Genomic DNA, 19,872 nt, shown 5'->3' on the forward strand with positions numbered 1-19,872 from the left:
TTGCCTTCCGGTGTGCTGGGGTGGTCACTTCTTGCGGATGCCGACGAGGCGCTGGAGGAGGATGAACGCGAACAGCAGGCCGCCGATCACGATCTTGGTCCACCAGGAGCTGAGGCTGCCGTCGAAGGTGATCAGCGTCTGGATCACCCCCAGCACGAGGACCCCCAGCAGGGTGCCGAACACGTAGCCGGAGCCGCCCGTGAGCAGGGTCCCGCCGATGACGACGGCGGCGATCGTGTCCAGCTCCATGCCGATGGCGATCAGCGGGGCGCCCGACAGCGTGTAGAAGGACAGCAGGATGCCGCCGATGGCCGAGCAGAGCCCGCTGATCGTGTAGACGGCGATCTTCGTGCGCCCCACGGGCAGGCCCATCAGCAGCGCCGACTGCTGGTTGCCGCCGATGGCGTACACGTTGCGGCCCAGCCGGGTGTACGCCAGCGTGTACGCCGCGACCGCCACCACCGCGAGAGCGACCAGGACGCTCACGGTGACGAAGTTCTCGCCGATGCGGATGCGCTCCTGGGCCGCCGAGGTCCAGAACCCGTCGGTGATCGGGATGGACGCCGTGTTGATCCAGGTGCACATGCCCCGGGCGAAGAACATGCCGGCCAGGGTGACGATGAACGGCTGGATGTCGAAGAAGTGGATGACGCAGCCCATCGCGAACCCGAGGGTGGGGCCGATGAGCAGCGCGATCAGCAGCACCAGCGCGGGGTGCACGCCGTCATTGAGCAGCGACGCCGACACCATCGCGGTCATCGCCACCACCGAGCCGACCGACAGGTCGATGCCGCCGGTCAGGATGACGAAGGTCATGCCGACCGCGACGACGAGCAGGAAGCCGTTGTCGATGAAGAGGTTGAAGACGACCTGGATGTTGGAGAAGGCGCGGTACTGCGAAACGCCGATGCCGTACATCACCAGCAGCAGGGCCAGGGTGGCCAGCACCGGCACCTGCCGCTGCGGCACCCGCCACCAGGCCCGTGGGCCTCGCGCGGCCAGGGGGGTCGTGGTCATGCCGGGACCTGCTCCTTCTGCTTCTCGACGGGCGCCGCCGGGGGCGCCGTCGGCGCCTGCCGGCGCCTGAACCGGGCGCGGAACGCCGGCGCCTGGATGAGGCAGACCGCGATCACCACGACCGCCTTGAACAGCAGGGTCGTCTGCGGGTCGATGTTCATGGCGTACACCGAGGTGGTCAGGGTCTGGATGATCAGCGCGCCCACGATGGTGCCGCTGAGGTAGAACCGGCCGCCGGCCAGCGAGGTGCCGCCGATGACCACGGCGAGGATCGCGTCGAGCTCCACCCAGAGGCCGACAGCGTTGCCGTCGGCGCTGGAGACGTTCGCGGTCATCATGAACCCGGCGATCGCCGCGCAGGCGGCGCTCACCACGTACACCAGCAGGGTGATCCGCCGGGAGCGGATGCCGGCCAGCCGGCTGGCCTCGGCGTTGCCGCCGACCGCCTCGATGATCATGCCCAGGGCGGTGCGGCGGGTCAGCACCGCCACGAGCAGGGTCACCGCGAGGGCGATGATGATCGCGAACGGCAGCGTGAGCAGGTGCCCGACCCCGATCGTCTTGTACGGCTCGCTGTTGATGGTGATGATCTGCCCGGAGGTGATCAGCTGGGCCAGGCCCCGGCCGGCGACCATCAGGATCAGCGTGGCGATGATGGGTTGGATGCCGATCCCGGCAACCAGGATCCCGTTCCACGCGCCGAGCAGCAGGGCGATGCCGAACGCGATCGCCAGCGCGGTGAGCACCGCGCCGAGGCTGTTCTGGTCGGGCTGCTCGCTGATGTAGAGACAGGCTATCGCGCCGCTGACGGCGGCCACCGAGCCCACGGAGAGGTCGATGCCGCCGGTGGCGATGACCAGGGACATGCCCAGCGCGACCAGGATGAGCGGGGCGCTGAGCCGGACGATGTCGATCAGGCTGCCGTACAGTTGACCGTTCTTCAGTTCGACCGAGAGGAAGCTCGGCCGGTAGACGGTGTTCGCCGCCAGCAACACGACCAGCACCACCAACGGCCAGAACAGCCGGTGACCGGTGACCGGCGCGAGGCGGGCCTTGACTGTGCTCATGCCTTCTCCAGCTCTTCCTGCCGAGCGCCGCTGGCGATGGCCCGCATGACGCGGTCGGCGTCGAGGGTGTCGTCGTTGTCGAGCTGGGCGACGAGCTGCCGGTCGCGCATCACGACGACCTTGTGGCTGAGCCGCAGCACCTCCTCCAGCTCGGCGGAGATGAACAGCACCGCCATCCCGCCGTCGGAGAGCTGCGCCACCAGGCGCTGGATCTCGGTCTTCGCGCCGATGTCGATGCCCCGGGTCGGCTCGTCCAGGATCAGCAGCCGCGGCTCGGTGATCAGCCACCGGGCGAGCAGCACCTTCTGCTGGTTGCCGCCGGAGAGGTTGCGCACCGGCATGTCGGGATCGGCCGGCCGGATGCTCAGCGCCTTGATGTAGCGCTCGACCAGCTCGTCCTGCTTGCGCCTGGGCACCGGCCGCAGCCAGCCCCGGGTGGCCTGCATGGCCAGGATGATGTTCTCCCGCACCGACAGCTCGCCCACCAGGCCCTCGGTGCGGCGGTTCTCGGAGCAGAAGGCGACGCCCCGGCCGATCGCGGCCACCGGGTTGCGGATCGCGGTGGGCTCGCCGTCGACGGCGAGCCGGCCCTGGTCGGCCCGGTCCGCGCCGAAGAACAGCCGGGCGACCTCCGTGCGCCCCGACCCGAGCAGCCCGGCCAGCCCGACGACCTCGCCGGCGTGGATGGTGAGGCTGAACGGTGCGACCGAGCCGGTGCGGCCCAGCCCGTCCGCCGCCACGAGGGGCTGCCCCGCGGTGATCGCCGCACGGTCCCGGCCGGCCTCCGAGTCGAGGCGCTCCAGCGCGTCGAGCTCCTTGCCGATCATCTTCTCGACGAGGGCGATCTGCGGCAGCTCGGCCGTCGGGTACTCGCCGACGAGGCGGCCGTTGCGCAGCACGGTGATCCGGTCGGCGATGCCGTACACCTGGTCGAGGAAGTGGGTGACGAAGACGATCGCGATGCCGTCGTCGCGCAGCTGGCGCATGATCCGCAGCAGCTGGGCCACCTCGTCGGCGTCGAGGCTGGAGGTGGGCTCGTCGAGGATCAGCACCCGGGCGTTCACGTCGACCGCGCGGGCGATGGCCACCATCTGCTGCACCGCAAGGGAGTAGCTGCCGAGCGGCTCGGTGACGTCGATGTGCAGGTCGATGCGGGCCAGCAGCTCCTGGGCGCGGCGGCGCATCTCGCGCCAGTTGACGGCGCCGAGCCGGCGCGGCTCCCGGCCGATGAAGATGTTCTCCGCCACCGACAGGTTGGGGCAGAGGTTGACCTCCTGGTAGACGGTGCTCACCCCGGCCGCGGTGGCCTGCATCGGCCCGGCGAAGGAGACCTGCTGGCCGTCGAGGGTGATCGTGCCGGCGTCCGTGCCGTAGACGCCGGTCAGCACCTTGATGAGGGTGGACTTGCCGGCGCCGTTCTCGCCCATCAGGGCGTGGACCTCACCGGGGAAGAGGCGGAAGTCGACGCCGTCGAGGGCGCGTACTCCCGGGAAGATCTTGCTGATCGCGGTCATCGTCAGGACCGGATGCCTCTGCGACATCCCACCAGGCCTTTCGTGTTTCGCGGAAGCGAGCGGCGGGGCCGCCGCGCCGTGGCGCGGCGGCCCCCTCCGGTCAGTACTTCCGGGTCGGCAGAGCGGCCTTGGCCTGCTCCTGGGTGAAGGTGCCCTCCTGGGTCTCGACCCGGGCCGGGACCTCCTCGCCGGCCTTGACCTTCTTCACCAGGTCCATCAGCTGGTCGCCGAGCAGCGGGCTGCACTCGGCGATGAAGTTGAACTTGCCGTCGGCCAGGGCCTGCATGCCGTCCTTGACCGCGTCGATGGTGATGATGGTGATGTCCTTGCCCGGCACCTTGCCGGCCGCGGTGATCGCCTCGAGCGCGCCCAGGCCCATGTCGTCGTTGTGGGCGAACAGCACGTCGATCTTCGGGTTGGCCTTCAGGAACTGCTCCATGACCTGCTTGCCACCGGCCCGGGTGAAGTCACCGCTCTGCGACGCGACGATCTTCAGGTTCGGGTTGGCGGCGATCGCCGTGGCGAAGCCCTCCTTGCGGTCGATGGCCGGCGCCGAGCCGGTGGTGCCCTGCAGTTCGACGATGTTCACCGGGCCCGTGGCGGTCTTCTTCTGCTCGACCAGCCACTCACCGGCGAGGCGGCCCTCCTTGACGAAGTCCGAGCCGAGGAAGCTCTTGTAGAGGCTCTTGTCGGCCGAGTCGACGGCCCGGTCGGTCAGGATCACCGGGATCTTGGCGTCCTTGGCCTCCTTGAGCACGGTGTCCCAGCCGGACTCCTTGATCGGCGAGAAGGCGATCACGTCGACCTTCTGCTGGATGAAGTTGCGGATGGCCTTGATCTGGTTCTCCTGCTTGCCCTGGGCGTCGTCGAACTTCAGCTCGATGCCGGCCGCGGCGGCGGACTCCTTGATGGAGTTGGTGTTCGCCGTCCGCCAGCCGCTCTCCGCGCCGATCTGCGAGAAGCCGAGGACGATCTTGCCGTCGTCGCCGCCATCCGAGCCGGTGTCGCTGTTGCCGCACGCGGCCAGGCCGGTGGCCAGCAGGCCGGCGGCCAGAATCGCGCCGAGCCCGCGGCGGGTGATGGTCGTGCCGGTCTTCAACATCTGATGACTCCTTGCGGGGGTGGGTGGGGTACCTACGAGGGCCGGGCCGCCACGGCATGCCGGACGGCACGGCCAACTGATGGTGCTGGGTGAGGTGCGGTGGGACGGGCCGGGCCCCTGACGGGTGCGGCCGGCCGGGACAGGGTCGGGCGGCGGTCAGGGGGTCGCGGAGGAAGCCCCGGGCTGCCCGTAGACGTTCTGGTAGCGGTCGTAGAGGGAGTCGATGTCCTCGCGGGCCATCGGCACCGGCCGGCCGAGCGTGCGGGCCAGGTGCGCGGTGCGGGCGACGTCCTCGCACATCACCGCCGCCTTGACCGCCGCGCGGGCGTCCTTGCCGATGGTGAAGACGCCGTGGTTGCGCATGAGCACCGCCGGCGAGCGGTGCCCGGACAGGGTGGCCACGATGCCCTTGCCGATGTCGTCGCCGCCGATGAGCGCGAACGGGCCGACCGGGATCTCGCCGCCGAACTCGTCGGCCTGCGCGGTGAGGTGGCAGGGAATCGACTCGCCGCAGGCCGCCCAGGCGGTCGCGTAGGAGCTGTGGGTGTGCACCACTCCCCCGACCTCGGGCATCGCCCGGTAGACGTAGGCGTGCGCGGCGGTGTCGCTCGACGGCGACAGGTCGCCCTCCACCACCGCGCCGTCGAGGTCGCAGACGATCATGTTGGCGGGCCGCAGGTCGTCGTAGGAGACGCCGCTGGGCTTGATGACCATCAGGTCCGCGCCCGGCACCCGCGCCGACACGTTGCCGGCCGTCCAGGCCACCAGGCCGTACCGGACCAGTTCGCTGTGCAGGGTCGCGACCTGTTCGCGCAGCCGCGTCACCTCGGCGCCAAGCTCGGGGCTCATGCCAACACCTCCAGGGGGACCGCGGCCTCACCGGCCGGGGAGTGGTCGACCGCCCGACGGGCGGCGTTGCGGATGGTGCGCAGCCGCAGCAGGGCGTCGTCGCCGCCCCGGCCGAAGTGGTCGTGCAGCCGCCGGTACTCGGCGTACAGCGCGTCGTAGGCGCGGGCCCGCTCCGGGTCGGGCCGGTAGACGTCGCGGTCGACGCGGCCCATCACTGCCGAGGCCGCCGGCACGTCGGGGTACTCGCCCGCGGCGACCGCCGCGTGGATCGCCGAGCCGAGCGCCGGGCCCTGCGCGGAGCCGATGATGCCCAGCGGGCGCTTCGTGACGTCGGCGTAGATCTGCATCAGCAGCGCGTTGTTGGTCAGTCCGCCCGCGACGATGATCTCGTCGACCGGCACCCCCGCCTCGGCGAACGCCTCGATGATCATGCGGGTGCCGAACGCGGTGGACTCCAGCAGCGCGCGGTAGACGTCCGGCGGCCGGGTGGCCAGGGTCAGCCCGACGATCACCCCGCTGAGGTCGTGGTTGACCAGCAGGGACCGGTTGCCGTTCCACCAGTCCAGCGCCACCAGGCCGTGCGCGCCGACCGGCTGGGCGGCAGCGGCAGCGGTCAACGCCTCGTGCGAGGCGTACCCGGCGGGGGCGGCGTGCTGGACGTACCAGCCGAAGATGTCGCCGACGCCGCTCTGGCCCGCCTCGTAGCCCCAGTGCCCGGAGCTGATCCCGCCGTCCACGACGCCGCACATGCCGGCCACCTCGGCCAGCTCGGTGCCGTTGACGACGTGGCAGGTGGAGGTGCCCATGATGGCGACCAGCCGGCCCGGCTCCAGGGCCTGGGCGGCGGCGGAGGTGACGTGGGCGTCGACGTTGCCGACCGCCACCGCGATCCCCTCGGGCAGGCCGGTCCAGGCCGCGGCCTCGGCGGTCAGCCCACCGGCCCGGGCGCCCAGCGGCGCGAGCGGACCGTCGATCTTGGCGACGAAGTCGACGAAGCCCGGGTTCAGCGCGGCCAGGTACTCCCGCGACGGGTACCGGCCGTCCTGCCGGATGCCCTTGTAGCCGGCGGTGCACACGTTGCGGGTCTCGACGCCGCAGAGCTGCCAGACGATCCAGTCGGCGGCCTCGATCCACCGCTCGGCCCGGTCGTAGACCTCCGGGTCCTCCTCCAGCAGTTGCAGGCCCTTGGCGTACTGCCACTCGGCGGAGATCTTGCCGCCGTAGCGGCCGATCCACGGCTCGTTGCGGGAGTGGGCCAGGGCGTTGATCCGGTCCGCCTGGGGCTGGGCCGCGTGGTGCTTCCACAGCTTGACCCAGGCGTGCGGGCGGGTGCGCAGATCGGGCAGCTCGCACAGCGGAGTGCCGTCGGCGAGGGTGGGCAGCACGGTGCAGGCGGTGAAGTCGATACCGATGCCGACGACCCGCTGCGGGTCGACGCCGCTGGCGGCCAGGGCGGCCGGCACGGCGTGCCGGAGCACGTCACGGTAGTCGTCCGGGTCCTGCAGGGCCCAGTCGGCGGGTAGCGCCTGGCCGTCGACGGCAAGTACCGTATCCATCACGGCCTGTCGGTACTCGTGCACCGCCGTGCCCAGTTCGGCGCCGTCACCGACCCGCACCACCAGTGCTCGACCCGACAACGTGCCGTAGTCGACGCCGACAACGTACCGGTCACCCGGTCCGGTCGAAACGCTCATGACATCCTCCGCTCACTTGCTGGCAACAGTGTTAGCGCTCACATGTCGGGTCGTCAAGATGCTTTCCGCCAGGATTCTCCGGACCGTTACGCGGCACCGGCTCCCGCCTAGGCTCCCTGCCGACGGCGACCCAAACGGGGCCACAGCCCGACGCCGCGCCAGCGCAGGAACACCACCACCCGGGGCATGTGCGCGTTCACAAGACCGTGGAGCCGCGTGAGGCGGGCGACGGGCTACCGACGCCCCATCGCGCCCACCCCGCACCCGATCGGGCGCGGCCCGACGACCACGACCCCGACAGCCCGCGCAGCCTAACGCCACCGCCGCGACAGGGTGGCACGGCCATGGCCGGGATACGGTCCCGCCCGTCAACCGGCACGATTTTCGGCCACGCGGCCGAGCACCGGGACCGAAACCTTCCGGCGCATCCGACAAGCCGGTCCCGTCGACAATTCGCATAGACATATATCTATCAAACATAGGTGGAAACCGCCGATCCGCCGCCCCAGGAATCGATCGGCGCGTCGACGCGGAACCGGGCGACCCGGCGAATGTCGCCGCACCGCCCGGCCGGCGTCGGCGAGCGGCGGAGCGCCAGGTGAAGGGATCCTCCCCGCAGCGGGGCCGCGACCACCACCGGCCCCTGCGGCACCATCACCCCCTCCGCGGGGCTTGGCGGCGCGACCACGAGCGTGCGGGCCCAACAGTTGGCAGGGCGACACCGGAGTCGGCACGGCGCCACCGGCAAGGCCGTCCGCTGGACCAGTGCGACGATTCTCCCGGCCGCCACAAAGGCAGGCACGCGCCATAACGGGAATTGCGCTCCGGGGACGCCCGAGAGGCGGTCGAACCGGCCGAATCGCAGATCCACCCCGACCGACCGCCCCGGTCCCCCCCGTGACGGACCGGATCGGCCGTCCGGTGGTGCGCCCGAGCGGGGCGACCCGCCCCGGACACCGGGTCGACGTCACCCCGCCCGGCGGCGTCGACCCGGCCGACAGCGAGCACGGGGCGATCACCGTACCCGAAAGTTTCGGTACCGTTTCGAACGGAAGCAGACTAAGCGCCGGGCGCGAACGCGGTCAAGAGCAGCCCATCGACGCGTCGAAACTCGCGCCGCAATTTCGAGACCCCCCGCCCCATATCGTCGAAACTTTCGAGATATGCTGCCCCCGGTCCGGTGAGCGTGCGAGGGAGATGCCATGGAACAGCAGCGGGCGACGTTGGCGGACATCGCGCAAGCGGCCGGGGTGTCGATCCCTACCGTCTCGAAGGTCCTCAACGGCCGGCCGGACGTCGCAGCCGCGACCCGGCACCGGGTCCAGACCCTGCTCGACGCGCGGGGGTACACCGCCCGGGGCACCGGCCGCCCAGCGGCCCGCGCCGGCCTGATCGACCTGGTGCTGCGGGACCTCGGCAGCCCGTGGGCCATGCAGATCATCGACGGGGTCGAGGAGCTGGCCTACCAGGTCGGCTTCGGCGTCGTCGTCTCCGCCGTCCACGGCCGGCATCGCACCCGTCCCGACCGGCGCTGGACCGAGCAGCTCGCCGCCCGCCGCTGCGACGGGGTGCTGCTCGTCCTGTCCGACATCTCCCCCGCCCAGCGCGGCCAACTGGAGGAGCTGGGCATACCGGTGGTGATCATCGATCCGGCCGGACAGCCCCCCGCGGACATCCCGTCGGTCGGGGCGACCAACTGGGCCGGCGGGCGGGCGGCCACCGAGCACCTGCTCGACCTCGGGCACCGCCGCATCGCCGCCATCGGCGGGCCTCCCACCGTCCCGTGTAGCCGCGCCCGCGTCGACGGCTACCGGGCCGCCATGGACGCCGCAGGGCAGCGAATCCCCGCCGGCCACGTCCGCACCGGTGACTTCCTCGCCCCCTCGGGCTACCGGGAGACACACGCCCTGCTCGACCTGGCCCGGCCGCCGACGGCGATCTTCGCGTGTTCCGACGAGATGGCCCTGGGTGCGTACGAGGCGCTCTACGAACGGGGGCTGCGGGCGCCGGACGACATGAGCGTCGTCGGCTTCGACGACCTGGACGCGGCCCGGTGGGCCGTGCCACCGCTGACCACCGTCCGCCAGCCGCTGACCGAGATGGCCGCGATGGCCACCCGGATGCTGCTCAGCCTGGTCAACGGCGAGGAGCTGGCCAGTGACCGCATCGAACTGGCCACCTCGCTGGTCGTGCGGCAGAGCACCCGGCCCTGTTGATCGCCCCCACGGTGGACCGACGGCCCGGCGTCGGCGCGACCGCCCGGGGCGGCACACTTCGACGTATCGAAGTGTTGCGCAGGTACGACGTACGCCCTCCGGCTGCCGTGGGAGCACTCGCGGGGGCATCGGTGCTGCCGTGGCGGGAGGACACGCAGGCACGGCCGCCACACCACCACCGGGGGGAGGGGCCCCCACCCCGTCCCGTCCCGCCCCGCCCAACGGAATGAGACGGTCCGATGAAGAGAGCCCCCCGCCCGTCCCGGCTGCAGCTGGTCGTGGCCGGTGCGGTCGGTGCGCTGACCCTCGGCGCGACGGCGTTCGTACCGGCCACCAACGCCGTGGCGGCCACCGGCTGCGCCGTCACCTACACGACCAACAGCTGGTCCGGCGGGTTCACCGCATCGGTCGGCATCAAGAACCTCGGCGACCCGGTCAACGGCTGGACCCTCGGCTTCACCTTCCCGAACTCGGGGCAGAAGATCACCCAGGGCTGGTCGGCGACGTACAACCAGAGCGGCAACGCCGTCACCGCGCAGAGCTTGAGCTACAACGGCTCGCTGGCCACGGGCACCACGACCCGGATCGGCTTCAACGGCAGTTTCACCGGCAGCAACCCGGCGCCGACGTCGTTCACGCTCAACGGCACGGTGTGCAACGGCGGCACGCCGCCGACCACCACGTCGCCGCCCGCCACCACCACGCCGCCGACCACCACGCCGCCGCCGACCACTCCCCCGCCGGGCGGCACGACGCCCGTGGCGATCAACGGTCAGCTACGGGTGTGCGGGGTCAACCTGTGCAACCGGTACGGCAAGCCGATCCAGCTACGCGGCATGAGCACCCACGGCCTCCAGTGGTTGGCCCAGTGCTACGACGACGCGTCCCTCGACGCGCTGTCCAAGGACTGGCTGGCCGACCTGCTCCGCGTCTCGATGTACGTGCAGGAGGGCGGTTACGAGACGAACCCGGCCGGCTTCACCAACCGGGTCAACGCCCTCGTGGAGGAGGCCACCGAGCGCGGCATGTACGCGCTGATCGACTTCCACACGCTGACGCCCGGCGACCCGATGTTCAACCTGGAGCGGGCCAAGGCGTTCTTCGCCGCCGTGTCCGCCCGGCACGCCAGCAAGAACAACGTGATCTACGAGATCACCAACGAGCCCAACGGGGTGAGCTGGTCGACGATCAAGAACTACGCGGAGCAGGTCATCCCGGTCATCCGCGCCAACGACCCGGACGCGGTCGTCATCGTCGGCACCCGCGGCTGGTCCTCGCTCGGCGTCTCCGAGGGCGGCAACTCCGCCGAGGTCATCAACAACCCGGTGAACGCCGGCAACATCATGTACGCGTTCCACTTCTACGCCGCGTCCCACAAGGACAACCACCGGGCCGAGCTGGAGCGGGCCGCCGCCCGGATCCCCATGTTCGTCACCGAGTTCGGCACCGTCACGTACAACGGCGGCGGCGCGGTGGACGCGGCCAGCAGCACGGCCTGGCTGGACCTGCTCGACCGGCTGAAGATCAGCTACGCCAACTGGACGTACTCGGACGCCGACGAGGGCAGCGCCGCGTTCCGCCCCGGCACCTGCTACGGCGGCACGTACACCGGCACGTCGGTGCTGACCGAGTCGGGCAACTTCATGCGCAACCGCATCCGCACCCCGGACAACTTCCCCACGAGCTGACCGGTCGCACCATCCCGCGACGCCCCGTCCATCGTGGACGGGGCGTCGCGGCACGTCACCGGCCGGTGGTGCGCGGGGCCGGACCGTCAGGGAAGGGGGCCTCCGGCCCGGCCAGCATGGCCCGGACGGCCTCGCCCGCGTACGGGCAGGCGGCCCGCTGGCCGGCGGTGATCTCGGTCAGCGCCGGGTCGACCTCGGCGCAGTCCGGCCGCGCCTGCGGGCAGCGGGTCCGGAACCGGCAGCCGCCGGGCGGGTCGATCGGGCTCGGCACGTCTCCGCGCAGGATGATCCGACGGCGGCGGCGCTCCACCTTCGGATCGGCCACGGGCACCGCCGACAGCAGCGCGGCGGTGTACGGGTGCGCGGGCTGCCGGTAGAGCTGGGCCGGCGTGCCGGTCTCCACGATTCGGCCCAGGTACATGACCGCGACCCGGTCGCTCATGTGCTCCACGGCGGCCAGGTCGTGCGCGATGAACAGGTACGTCAGACCCAGATCCCGCTGGAGCCCCCGCAGCAGGTTCATGATCTGCGCCTGCACGCTCAGATCCAGCGAAGCGATCGGCTCGTCCAGGACGATCAGGTCGGGCTCCCCGGCAAGCGCGCGGGCGATGCCGACCCGCTGGCGCTGCCCACCGGAGAGTTCGTGCGGGTGCCGGCCGGCGAGGTCGACGCGCAGGCCGACCAGCTCCAGCAGCTCCGCGACCCGGCGACGCCGGGCGTGGGCGGAGTCCACGAGCCGGTGCACCACCAACGGCTCGGCGACACTGGCCCCGATCGTGCGCCGGGGGTCCAGTGACGCCTGCGGGTCCTGGAACACCATGGCCACCCGCCGGCGCAGGCCACGTAGCCGGCGGCGGGACCACCGGGTCACGTCCCGGCCGCCGACCCGCACCCGTCCGGAGGTCGGGTCGACCAGGCGCAGCAGCGCCAGGCCGGCGGTGGACTTCCCGCTGCCCGACTCGCCGACCAGCCCGAGCGTCTCGCCCCGCCGGATGGCCAGCGACACCCCGTCGACGGCCCGGACCCGGGCGCCGCCGCCGGCCGGGAACCACACCCGCAGGTCGTCGAGCTCGGCGAGGAGCTCCCCTGCGGCGGCATCCGGGGCGGTCTCGGTGGTCATGCGTCCTCCCCGCCGGGGTAGAAGGTGCGTACCTCGTGGCCGCGGGTCACCTCGACCAGCGGTGGCAGCTCGTGCTCGCACCGGGCGTCGCCGCGTACCGGGCAGCGGGGCCAGAACGCGCAGCCGGGCGGCAGTTCGAGGGGGCTCGGCGGCGCGCCCTGGATCGCCGGCAGGTCGCCGCCGGCGCGTTCCGGGTCCGGGCGGGCCGCCAGCAGACCCCGGGTGTACGGGTGCGCCGGCGCGGCGAACACGGCGTCGACGTCGCCCCGCTCGACGATCCGGCCGCCGTACATGACGGCCACGGTGTCGGCGACTCCAGCGACCACGCCGAGATCGTGGGTGATCCAGACGACGGCGGTGCCGAGCCGGCGGCGCAGGTCGGCGACCAGTTCGACGATCTGCGCCTGGGTGGTGACGTCGAGCGCGGTGGTCGGCTCGTCGGCGATGAGCAGAGCCGGCTCGCAGGCCAGGGCCATGGCGATGACGACCCGCTGGCGCATTCCGCCGGAGAACTGGTGCGGGTACTCGGCGACGCGCCGGCCCGGCGACGGGATGCCGACCAGGTCCAGCAGCTCGACGGCCCGGTCCCGGGCCTGCCGGCGGGTCATGCCGAGATGCTCCTCGCACGCCTCGGACACCTGCCGGCCCACGGTGAGCACCGGGTTGAGCGAGGTCATCGGGTCCTGGAAGACGAAGCCGACGTGCCGGCCACGCAGCCGCCGGCGGCGCGGCTCGGACAGCGTGGTCAACTCCTCGCCGAGTAGCCGGACCCGGCCGGTGACCCGGGCCGCGCGGGGGGCCAGGCCGGTGGCGGCGAGCACGGTCATGCTCTTGCCGCTGCCGGACTCGCCGACCAGGGCGAGGGTCTGCCCGGCCCGCACCGACCAGTCGACGCCGGCGACCGCCCTCGCCTGGCCCCGTCGGGTGCCGATCGTCACGGTCAGGTCCTCGATGTCCAACACCGGCTCGGCCTCGCGGCCGGCAGCAGGTGACGAGGTCTTCATGCCCGGCTCCTCCTCGCCTCGCTGACGGTGAGCTGACGCGGGTCCAGTACGTCCCGCAGCGCGTCGCCGACGAGGTTGAAGGCGAGCACGGTGAGGAAGATGGCGGCGCCGGGGAAGACGCCGAGCCACCACGCCTCGGTGACGAACCCGCGCCCGTCGTAGAGCATCCGCCCCCACGCCGGGGCGGGTGGCTGCACACCGAGGCCCAGGAAGGACAGGGCCGCCTCCGAGAGGATCGCGAACGCCAGGGACAGCGACGTCTGCACGATCAGCGGGGCCGCGATGTTGGGCAGCACGTGGCGGCGGATGATCCGGGCGTCCGACGCGCCGATGGACACGGCCGCCCGCACGAAGACCTGCTCGCGTACGGAGAGCACGCCCGCGCGGGTCACCCGGGCGAAGATCGGCGTGTAGACCACCCCGATCGCGACCATCGCGGTGACCAGGCCCGGCCCGAGCACGGCCACGATCGCGACGGCGAGCAGCAGCACCGGGAACGCGAACAGCACGTCCATGCCGCGCATGAGGACGTTGTCGACCCAACCCCGGTACCAGCCGGCCAGCAGGCCGACGGTGACCCCGACCAGCAGCGCGATGCCCACGCTGACCAGGCCCACCTCCAGGGAGACCCGGGCGGCGGCGAGGACGCGGCTGAGCACGTCGCGGCCCAGCTCGTCGGTGCCGAACGGATGATCGAGGCTGGGCGGGCGCAGCATCTTCTCGACGTCGACGTCGTTGGTCCCGGCCGGTGCCAGCCACCGGCCGGCCAGCCCCACCACGAGCAGCAGGAGCAGTACGAGGGTGCCGGCGACGGCCGGCGGGTCGTGCCGCAGCGCGGACAGCGCGCGGCGCACCGTGCCGTCGGAGCCGGCGCTCACCGGGCACCGATCCGCGGGTCGAGGCGGGCGTAGAGGACGTCCACCAGCAGGTTCATCAGCAGGAACAGGGCGGCCACGAAGAGCACCGCGCCCTGTAGCACCGGGTAGTCGCGGGCTTGGACGGCATCGTAGGTGAGCCGGCCGACGCCCGGCCAGGCGAACAGCACCTCGATCACGATCACCCCACCGACGAGGCTGGCCAACTGCACCGCCACGACGGTCACCACGGGGATCAGGGCGTTGCGCAGCACGTGCCGGACGACCACGACCCGGGCGCGCAGGCCCTTGGCCACGGCCGTGCGCACGTAGTCCTCGGAGAGGACCTCCAGCACCGAGGAGCGGATGAACCGGGTGAGGATCGAGGCGGTGACCAGCCCCACCGCCGTGGCCGGCAGGATCACGTGCGACGCCCACCCCGCCGGGTCCTCGGTGAGGGCCACGTACCCCGAGGGTGGCAGCCAGCCGAGCACCCCGGCGAAGAGCAGGATGCCCATGATGCCCGTCCAGAAGTCGGGCACCGACACCCCGAACTGGCTGAACACCCGGGCGGCGTGGTCGAGGGCCGATCCGCTGCGCACGGCGGAGAGCACGCCCAGCGGGAAGGCCACGAGCAGGGCGAGCAGCACAGCGGTGACCGCCAGCGACAGGGTCGCCGGCAGCCGCTCCAGGACGATCGTGGTGACCGGCTGGCCGCTGCGGAAGCTGACCCCGAGATCGCCGGTGAGCGCGTGGCTTACGTAGCTGACGTACTGGGCGACCAGCGGCCGGTCCAGGCCGGACCGCTCCCGCAGCGCGTCGTAGGTCTGCTGGTCGAAGCGCGTGCCGAGGGCCACCCGGACGGGATCGCCGGGGACGAGTTGGAGCAGCAGGAAGACGACAAGCGTCACCCCGAGCAGGACGATGGCCGACTGGAGCAGCCGGCGGAGGACGAAGCGCGCCATGCCGGGCCCCGTCACGTCACCGGTCGAGGCCGACGTCGCGGAACCGGATGGCCCGGTCGGAGCGGACCTGATACCCGGTCACCTGCTTCGACCAGCCCTGCACCACGTCCGGGTTGTACAGGTAGACGTAGCTGGCGTCGTCGACGATCTGCTTCGCCGCCTGGTCGTACGTCCGCTTGCGGGCCACCGGGTCCGACTCGGTCCGCCCTGCGTCGAGGAGCTTGTCGACGGCGGGGTTGCTGTACTTGTGGAAGTTGAACGTCCCGCCGGTGCGATGCTGGGCATAGTAGAACTCGTCCGGGTCGATGTTGCCGAGCCAGCCGAGCAGGAACGCGTCGAAGGTGCCGCGGCCCTGCTCGTCGAGCCACTGGGCGAAGTCGAGGGTACGGATCTTCACGGTGATCCCGACGTCTTTGAGCTGGGCGGCGATGACCTGGGCCGCGCTGACCGTCTCCGGGTACTCGCTGGTCACCATCAGGTCCAGGGTCAGCCCGCGGACGCCGGCCTGGCCGAGCAGGTGCCGGGCCTGATCGGGGTCGTGCCGGTACGGCGCGTACTCGTAGTGCCAGGAACTGCCCTTCGGAATGGCGGTCTGGTTCACCGTGGCCTGCCCGAACTTGGCCGCCTTGGCGATCGCGTCCCGGTCCAGGGCGAACGCGATCGCGCGGCGCACGTTCACGTCGTCGTACGGCTTGCGGCCCTGGTTGAGCGCCAGGTACCAGTAGTCGGTCGACGACCGCGACTCGACGCTGACGTCGCCGCCGTCGTCCTTGAGTGCGGTGACCTGCTGGGGCGGGAGGTTGTCGGTCCACTGGACCTCGCCGCCGCGCAGGTTCTGCAAGGCCACGGTGGGGTCCTTGACGAAGGTGAATTTGACCCTGTCCAGCTTCGGCTTCGCGCCCCAGTAGTTGTCGTTGCGGGCCAGTTCGATGCTGTCGCCGGAGGTGTAGCCGGCGACGGCGAACGGCCCGCTGCCGACCGGCCTGGTCTTCACCGCTCCGGATTCCACGTTGGACTTCTCGACGATCGCCACGCCCTTGAACCCGCCGAGGTTGGCCAGCAGGTTCGGGGTGGGCTTGGTGAGCGCGACGACCACGGTGGTCGGGTCGGGCCCGGTCACGGACTTCACGGTCTCGAACTTGTACGCCTGGTTCAGCTTTTCCGAGATGATCCGCTGGTACGAGTAGACGACGTCTTCGGAGGTCAGTGGCGACCCGTCGGAGAACCGCACCCCCTCGCGGAGGGTGAAGGTCCAGGTGAGCTGGTCGGCGCTGGTAGTCCACTTCGTCGCCAGCGCGGGACCCATCCGCAGGTCGGGGCCCGGCTCGACAAGGGTGTCGTAGACGTTCTCCAGCACCTGGAAGCTGTAGTAGGCCGAGGTCCGCTGCGGGTCGAGCTGGTCCGGTTCTCCACCGATGGCGGCGGTCAGCGTGCCGCCGGAGCCCCCGCCTCCGGTGTCGCCGGCTGCGTCCACGTCGACGCTGTCGCCGGTGCCGCAGCCGGCGACAGCGGCGACGGCGAGCGCGAGCACGGCACCGATCACTCTGGATCTGGTCATGAACCCGGTCCCCCTCCGTCACCGAGGCGCGGGAGTGATCCCGCCTCTGCCCTCCTTGCCCGCCGGGCCCCGACGGTGAAACCTGCGGCGGCGCCCCCCGGAACGCCGCCCGGCCGGGCTACGGAGGCAGGGGCCCAGGTGGAAACCATTTCGTAACTCGACCGTCATACGACCGGGGGTGCCCTCCAAAGCCGCGTACCGGTCGAGTTCGACGGGCGGGGCCGTGGTGGACCTGGACGGGATGGACCAGATCGACTCGGTCGGGTTGGAGCTGCTGGTGCGGGCCCACCAGGAGGCCAGGCAGCGGTTCCCCCGCGCCGGTCGCGTACCCGACCGGAGATGACTCAGGCCGACCCGTCGGACTGCGGCTGGTAGACGTCGGGTACGCCGTCGCGGTCGTGGTCGACGCTCTCGGCCTCGTGGACCCGCCGGTACACCCGGCTGCGGGCGCGCAGGATGACGGTGGCCAGGGTGGCGGCGAGCAGGGATCCGGTGAGTACGGCGACCTTGACGTGGCCGTCGCGCTCGCTGCCGAGGCCGAAGGCGAGCTCGCCGATGAGCAGGGACACGGTGAACCCGATGCCGCCCAGCAGCGCCAGGCCGAACACGTCGAGCCAGTTCAGCCCCTCGCCGGGGTCGGCGCGGGTGAAGCGGGAGACCAGCCAGGTGGCCGCCATGATGCCGATCGGCTTGCCGAGCACCAGGCCGACCACGATCCCGACGGCGACCCGATCGGTCAGGGCGGTGGCCAGGCCGGTCAGGCCGCCGACGGTGACGCCGGCCGAGAGGAACGCGAAGACCGGCACCGCGAACCCTGCCGAGATGGGCCGGAACCGGTGTTCGAAGTGCTCGGCGAGCCCGGGCCCGGCGTCGGAGCCGCCTGCGGCCTGGCTACGGACCACCGGGACGGTGAACGCCAGCAGCACGCCGGCGACGGTGGCGTGTACCCCCGAGGCGTGCATGAGAGTCCACGTCGCGGCGGCCAGCGGCAGGAGCAGCCACCAGGACCGGACCCGACGCCGCACCAGCAGGCCGAAGACCGCCAGCGGGACCAGCGCGCCCAGCAGCGGCCCGACGGCCAGGTCGGAGGTGTAGAAGACGGCGATGATCACGATGGCCAGCAGGTCGTCGACCACCGCGAGGGTGAGCAGGAAGGTACGCAGCGGCGAGGGCAGGAACCGGCCGACGACGGCGAGTACGGCCAGGGCGAAGGCGATGTCGGTGGCGGTCGGGATCGCCCAGCCCTTCGCGGCGTCGCCGCCGGCGATGAAGTAATAAAGGAGCGCGGGCACGAGCACCCCGCCAACGGCGGCGGCCACCGGCACCGCCGCGCGGCGCGGGTCCCGCAGGTCCCCCGCGACGAACTCGCGCTTGAGCTCCAGCCCGGCGACGAAGAAGAAGATCGCCAGCAGGCCGTCGGCGGCCCAGGTGGCCAGGCTGAGGTCCAGGTGCAGCGACGCCGGGCCCATCCGCAGGTCACGCAGCGCCTGGTATCCATCGGACCAGGGCGAGTTCGACCAGATCAGGGCCAGCAACGCGCCGACGAGCAGGAGCGCTCCGCCCACGGTCTCCTTGCGCAGGATCGCGAAGATGCGGCTGGTTTCGCCCCACGAGCGTCGGGCGAACAGGCTGGTGCGGCGCCGGGTGGCGTCGGTCACGGGAGAACTCCTCGTCGGCAGGGCAGCGTCATCCATCGCCGACCAGACTTCCCGGCACACCAGAGCACCAGGTTAGCCGCCCCGGCCGCGAACGCATCGACGAAGGCGGGCGATAGGGCTTCCCCGGCCCGAAACCTCCGCTGGTTGCCACCCCAGCGACATCTATACATACTGATGAACGTTCCTGAGCCGGACATGGTCGGGCGCCGGGCAGCCCCCGATCGGAACCTCGCCCCATCGGCACTCTCCGAAGGAACACGTCCCATGAGATCAGGAATGAAGCTGCTGGGTGCCGCCCTGGTGGCCGCCGCAGTGGCCGCGCTGACGGCCGTCACGGCCCCCGCGCCCGCGTCGGCGGCGGCGCTGACCGAGGTCACCAACTTCGGCGCGAACCCCAGCAACCTGCGCATGTACCTGTACGTGCCGGACAACGTCGCGCCCCGGCCGGGCCTGCTCGTCGCGGTGCACTACTGCACCGGCACGGGCCCAGCGTTCTTCAACGGCGCCCAGTTCGACGAGTTGGCCAACCGGTACGGCTACATCGTCATCTATCCGTCGGTGACCCGCAGCAGCCAGTGCTTCGACGTCTCCTCGCCGCAGGCACTTCGCCGCGACGGCGGCAGCGACCCGGTGGGCATCAAGTCGATGATCGACTACGTCCGGGCGCGGTACCCCGTCGACGCGAACCGGATCTTCGCCACCGGCGTCTCCTCCGGGGCGATGATGACCAACGTCCTGCTCGGCGTGTACCCCGACGTGTTCGCCGCCGGCGCGGCCTTCGCCGGTGTCCCGTTCGGCTGCTTCGCCACCACGAACGGCTCGGAGTGGAACAGCGAATGCGCCAACGGGCAGATCACCAAGACCCCCCAGCAGTGGGGTGACCTGGTCCGCAACGCCTACCCGGGCTACGCGGGGAAGCGGCCACGGATGCAGGTGTGGCACGGCACCAACGACGAGACCCTGCGGTACCCGAACTTCGGCGAAGAGGTCAAGCAGTGGACGAACGTGCACGGGCTGAGCCAGACCCCGACGTACACCGACACCCCGCAGTCCGGCTACACCCGCACCCGCTACGGCGGCAGCGGCCCGATGGCGCCGGTCGAGGCGATCAGCATGGCCGGGGTCTCGCACAACCTGCCCGTCGACGCCGCCCAGGCCATCCGCTTCTTCGGCCTGGACAGCACCACCCCGCCGACCACGCCCCCGCCCACCACGCCCCCGCCGACCACGCCGCCGGCCTCCGGTCCCTGCGCGGTCGGGTACGTCGTCAACGCCTGGAACACCGGCCTGACCGCCGCTGTCACGATCACCAACACCGGCAGCACGGCGATCAACGGCTGGAGCCTGGCGTTCACGCTGCCGTCCGGGCAGGCCATCACCAGCGGCTGGAACGCGACGTACGCCCCCACCAGCGGCGCGGTGCTCGCCCGCAATGTCTCCTACAACGGCACGATCGCGCCGAACGCGTCGGTCAGCATCGGCTTCCAGGCCAACCACACCGGCAACACCGCCAACCCGGCCTCGTTCACCCTCAACGGGGCGGCCTGCTCGGCCTCCTGAATCTCT

Annotated in this window: 15 protein-coding genes and 1 pseudogene; 4 read left to right on the forward strand and 12 right to left on the reverse strand. The window is 71.5% G+C overall.

Features of this window, described 5'->3' with window-relative positions; genetic code table 11:
* Positions 1-24: 24 nt before the first annotated feature.
* The 6 genes from yjfF to araB all read right to left on the reverse strand — a co-directional run bounded on the left by yjfF (position 25) and on the right by araB (position 7,243).
* Entirely contained in the window at positions 25-1,017 is a 993-nt protein-coding gene (yjfF, locus tag MCAG_RS02560) for a galactofuranose ABC transporter, permease protein YjfF (protein WP_007071424.1), read from the reverse strand.
* A complete protein-coding gene (locus tag MCAG_RS02565; RefSeq protein ID WP_007071425.1) occupies positions 1,014-2,084 on the reverse strand; it encodes an ABC transporter permease in 1,071 nt (356 codons plus the stop codon). The genes yjfF and MCAG_RS02565 overlap by 4 nt, the downstream gene beginning before the upstream one ends.
* Positions 2,081-3,625, reverse strand: coding sequence for a sugar ABC transporter ATP-binding protein (locus MCAG_RS02570; protein WP_007071426.1), 1,545 nt, complete (start codon positions 3,623-3,625; stop codon positions 2,081-2,083). Before MCAG_RS02570 ends, MCAG_RS02565 begins: the two co-directional genes overlap by 4 nt.
* 73 nt (positions 3,626-3,698) lie before the next feature.
* A complete protein-coding gene (locus tag MCAG_RS02575) occupies positions 3,699-4,700 on the reverse strand; it encodes an ABC transporter substrate-binding protein (RefSeq protein WP_036372031.1) in 1,002 nt (333 codons plus the stop codon).
* 156 nt (positions 4,701-4,856) lie between these two features.
* Entirely contained in the window at positions 4,857-5,549 is a 693-nt protein-coding gene (locus MCAG_RS02580; RefSeq protein ID WP_007071428.1) for an L-ribulose-5-phosphate 4-epimerase, read from the reverse strand.
* The gene (gene araB, locus MCAG_RS02585) at positions 5,546-7,243 is read right to left on the reverse strand and encodes a ribulokinase (protein WP_007071429.1); all 1,698 of its coding nucleotides are present in this window, start codon (positions 7,241-7,243) and stop codon (positions 5,546-5,548) included. The genes MCAG_RS02580 and araB overlap by 4 nt, the downstream gene beginning before the upstream one ends.
* Before the next feature lie 1,202 nt (positions 7,244-8,445).
* Here araB and MCAG_RS02590 point away from each other — a divergent pair.
* Together MCAG_RS02590 and MCAG_RS02595 are read left to right on the forward strand one after the other, a co-directional pair.
* Entirely contained in the window at positions 8,446-9,459 is a 1,014-nt protein-coding gene (locus MCAG_RS02590; RefSeq protein WP_007071431.1) for a LacI family DNA-binding transcriptional regulator, read from the forward strand.
* Positions 9,460-9,698: 239 nt separating this feature from the next.
* Entirely contained in the window at positions 9,699-11,147 is a 1,449-nt protein-coding gene (locus MCAG_RS02595; RefSeq protein WP_050777825.1) for a cellulase family glycosylhydrolase, read from the forward strand.
* A gap of 55 nt (positions 11,148-11,202) precedes the next feature.
* Here MCAG_RS02595 and MCAG_RS02600 read toward each other — a convergent pair whose 3' ends face one another.
* From MCAG_RS02600 to MCAG_RS02620, 5 genes are read right to left on the reverse strand one after another with little or no spacing between them, the layout of a single operon-like run.
* Positions 11,203-12,267 carry an ABC transporter ATP-binding protein gene (locus MCAG_RS02600; protein WP_007071433.1) on the reverse strand — a complete coding sequence of 355 codons (1,065 nt, stop codon included), beginning with the start codon at positions 12,265-12,267 and terminating at the stop codon, positions 11,203-11,205.
* Complete coding sequence (locus MCAG_RS02605; protein WP_007071434.1) at positions 12,264-13,271, reverse strand: ABC transporter ATP-binding protein; 1,008 nt, start codon at positions 13,269-13,271, stop codon at positions 12,264-12,266. Before MCAG_RS02605 ends, MCAG_RS02600 begins: the two co-directional genes overlap by 4 nt.
* Entirely contained in the window at positions 13,268-14,149 is an 882-nt protein-coding gene (locus MCAG_RS02610; RefSeq protein WP_007071435.1) for an ABC transporter permease, read from the reverse strand. The genes MCAG_RS02605 and MCAG_RS02610 overlap by 4 nt, the downstream gene beginning before the upstream one ends.
* A complete protein-coding gene (locus tag MCAG_RS02615; protein ID WP_036376070.1) occupies positions 14,146-15,090 on the reverse strand; it encodes an ABC transporter permease in 945 nt (314 codons plus the stop codon). Before MCAG_RS02615 ends, MCAG_RS02610 begins: the two co-directional genes overlap by 4 nt.
* Before the next feature lie 16 nt (positions 15,091-15,106).
* On the reverse strand, positions 15,107-16,648 hold the full coding sequence (locus MCAG_RS02620; RefSeq protein WP_036372034.1) for an ABC transporter substrate-binding protein: 1,542 nt from the start codon (positions 16,646-16,648) through the stop codon (positions 15,107-15,109).
* A gap of 214 nt (positions 16,649-16,862) precedes the next feature.
* On the opposite strand from MCAG_RS02620, the pseudogene MCAG_RS32035 reads away from it, so the two are divergent.
* Positions 16,863-16,955, forward strand: a pseudogene (locus MCAG_RS32035) (anti-sigma factor antagonist); the annotation flags it as partial.
* Positions 16,956-16,992: 37 nt separating this feature from the next.
* Here the strand turns inward: MCAG_RS32035 and nhaA are convergent.
* Complete coding sequence (gene nhaA / locus MCAG_RS02625) at positions 16,993-18,306, reverse strand: Na+/H+ antiporter NhaA (protein WP_036372036.1); 1,314 nt, start codon at positions 18,304-18,306, stop codon at positions 16,993-16,995.
* Positions 18,307-18,570: 264 nt separating this feature from the next.
* Here nhaA and MCAG_RS02630 point away from each other — a divergent pair, with 264 nt between their 5' ends.
* Positions 18,571-19,866 carry a PHB depolymerase family esterase gene (locus MCAG_RS02630; protein WP_036372038.1) on the forward strand — a complete coding sequence of 432 codons (1,296 nt, stop codon included), beginning with the start codon at positions 18,571-18,573 and terminating at the stop codon, positions 19,864-19,866.
* The last annotated feature ends 6 nt before the right edge of the window (positions 19,867-19,872 follow it).

The sequence above is a fragment of the Micromonospora sp. ATCC 39149 genome (genome assembly GCF_000158815.1).
Classification (GTDB): Bacteria; Actinomycetota; Actinomycetes; order Mycobacteriales; family Micromonosporaceae; genus Micromonospora.

What these genes read in the sequence shown, in the direction of transcription:
- yjfF (WP_007071424.1), bottom strand. Translation starts at nt 1,017, where the DNA reads ATGACCACGACCCCCCTGGCCGCGCGAGGCCCACGGGCCTGGTGGCGG.
- MCAG_RS02565 (WP_007071425.1), bottom strand. Translation starts at nt 2,084, where the DNA reads ATGAGCACAGTCAAGGCCCGCCTCGCGCCGGTCACCGGTCACCGGCTG.
- MCAG_RS02570 (WP_007071426.1), bottom strand. Translation starts at nt 3,625, where the DNA reads ATGTCGCAGAGGCATCCGGTCCTGACGATGACCGCGATCAGCAAGATC.
- MCAG_RS02575 (WP_036372031.1), bottom strand. Translation starts at nt 4,700, where the DNA reads ATGTTGAAGACCGGCACGACCATCACCCGCCGCGGGCTCGGCGCGATT.
- MCAG_RS02580 (WP_007071428.1), bottom strand. Translation starts at nt 5,549, where the DNA reads ATGAGCCCCGAGCTTGGCGCCGAGGTGACGCGGCTGCGCGAACAGGTC.
- araB (WP_007071429.1), bottom strand. Translation starts at nt 7,243, where the DNA reads ATGAGCGTTTCGACCGGACCGGGTGACCGGTACGTTGTCGGCGTCGAC.
- MCAG_RS02590 (WP_007071431.1), top strand. Translation starts at nt 8,446, where the DNA reads ATGGAACAGCAGCGGGCGACGTTGGCGGACATCGCGCAAGCGGCCGGG.
- MCAG_RS02595 (WP_050777825.1), top strand. Translation starts at nt 9,699, where the DNA reads ATGAAGAGAGCCCCCCGCCCGTCCCGGCTGCAGCTGGTCGTGGCCGGT.
- MCAG_RS02600 (WP_007071433.1), bottom strand. Translation starts at nt 12,267, where the DNA reads ATGACCACCGAGACCGCCCCGGATGCCGCCGCAGGGGAGCTCCTCGCC.
- MCAG_RS02605 (WP_007071434.1), bottom strand. Translation starts at nt 13,271, where the DNA reads ATGAAGACCTCGTCACCTGCTGCCGGCCGCGAGGCCGAGCCGGTGTTG.
- MCAG_RS02615 (WP_036376070.1), bottom strand. Translation starts at nt 15,090, where the DNA reads ATGGCGCGCTTCGTCCTCCGCCGGCTGCTCCAGTCGGCCATCGTCCTG.
- MCAG_RS02620 (WP_036372034.1), bottom strand. Translation starts at nt 16,648, where the DNA reads ATGACCAGATCCAGAGTGATCGGTGCCGTGCTCGCGCTCGCCGTCGCC.
- MCAG_RS02630 (WP_036372038.1), top strand. Translation starts at nt 18,571, where the DNA reads ATGAGATCAGGAATGAAGCTGCTGGGTGCCGCCCTGGTGGCCGCCGCA.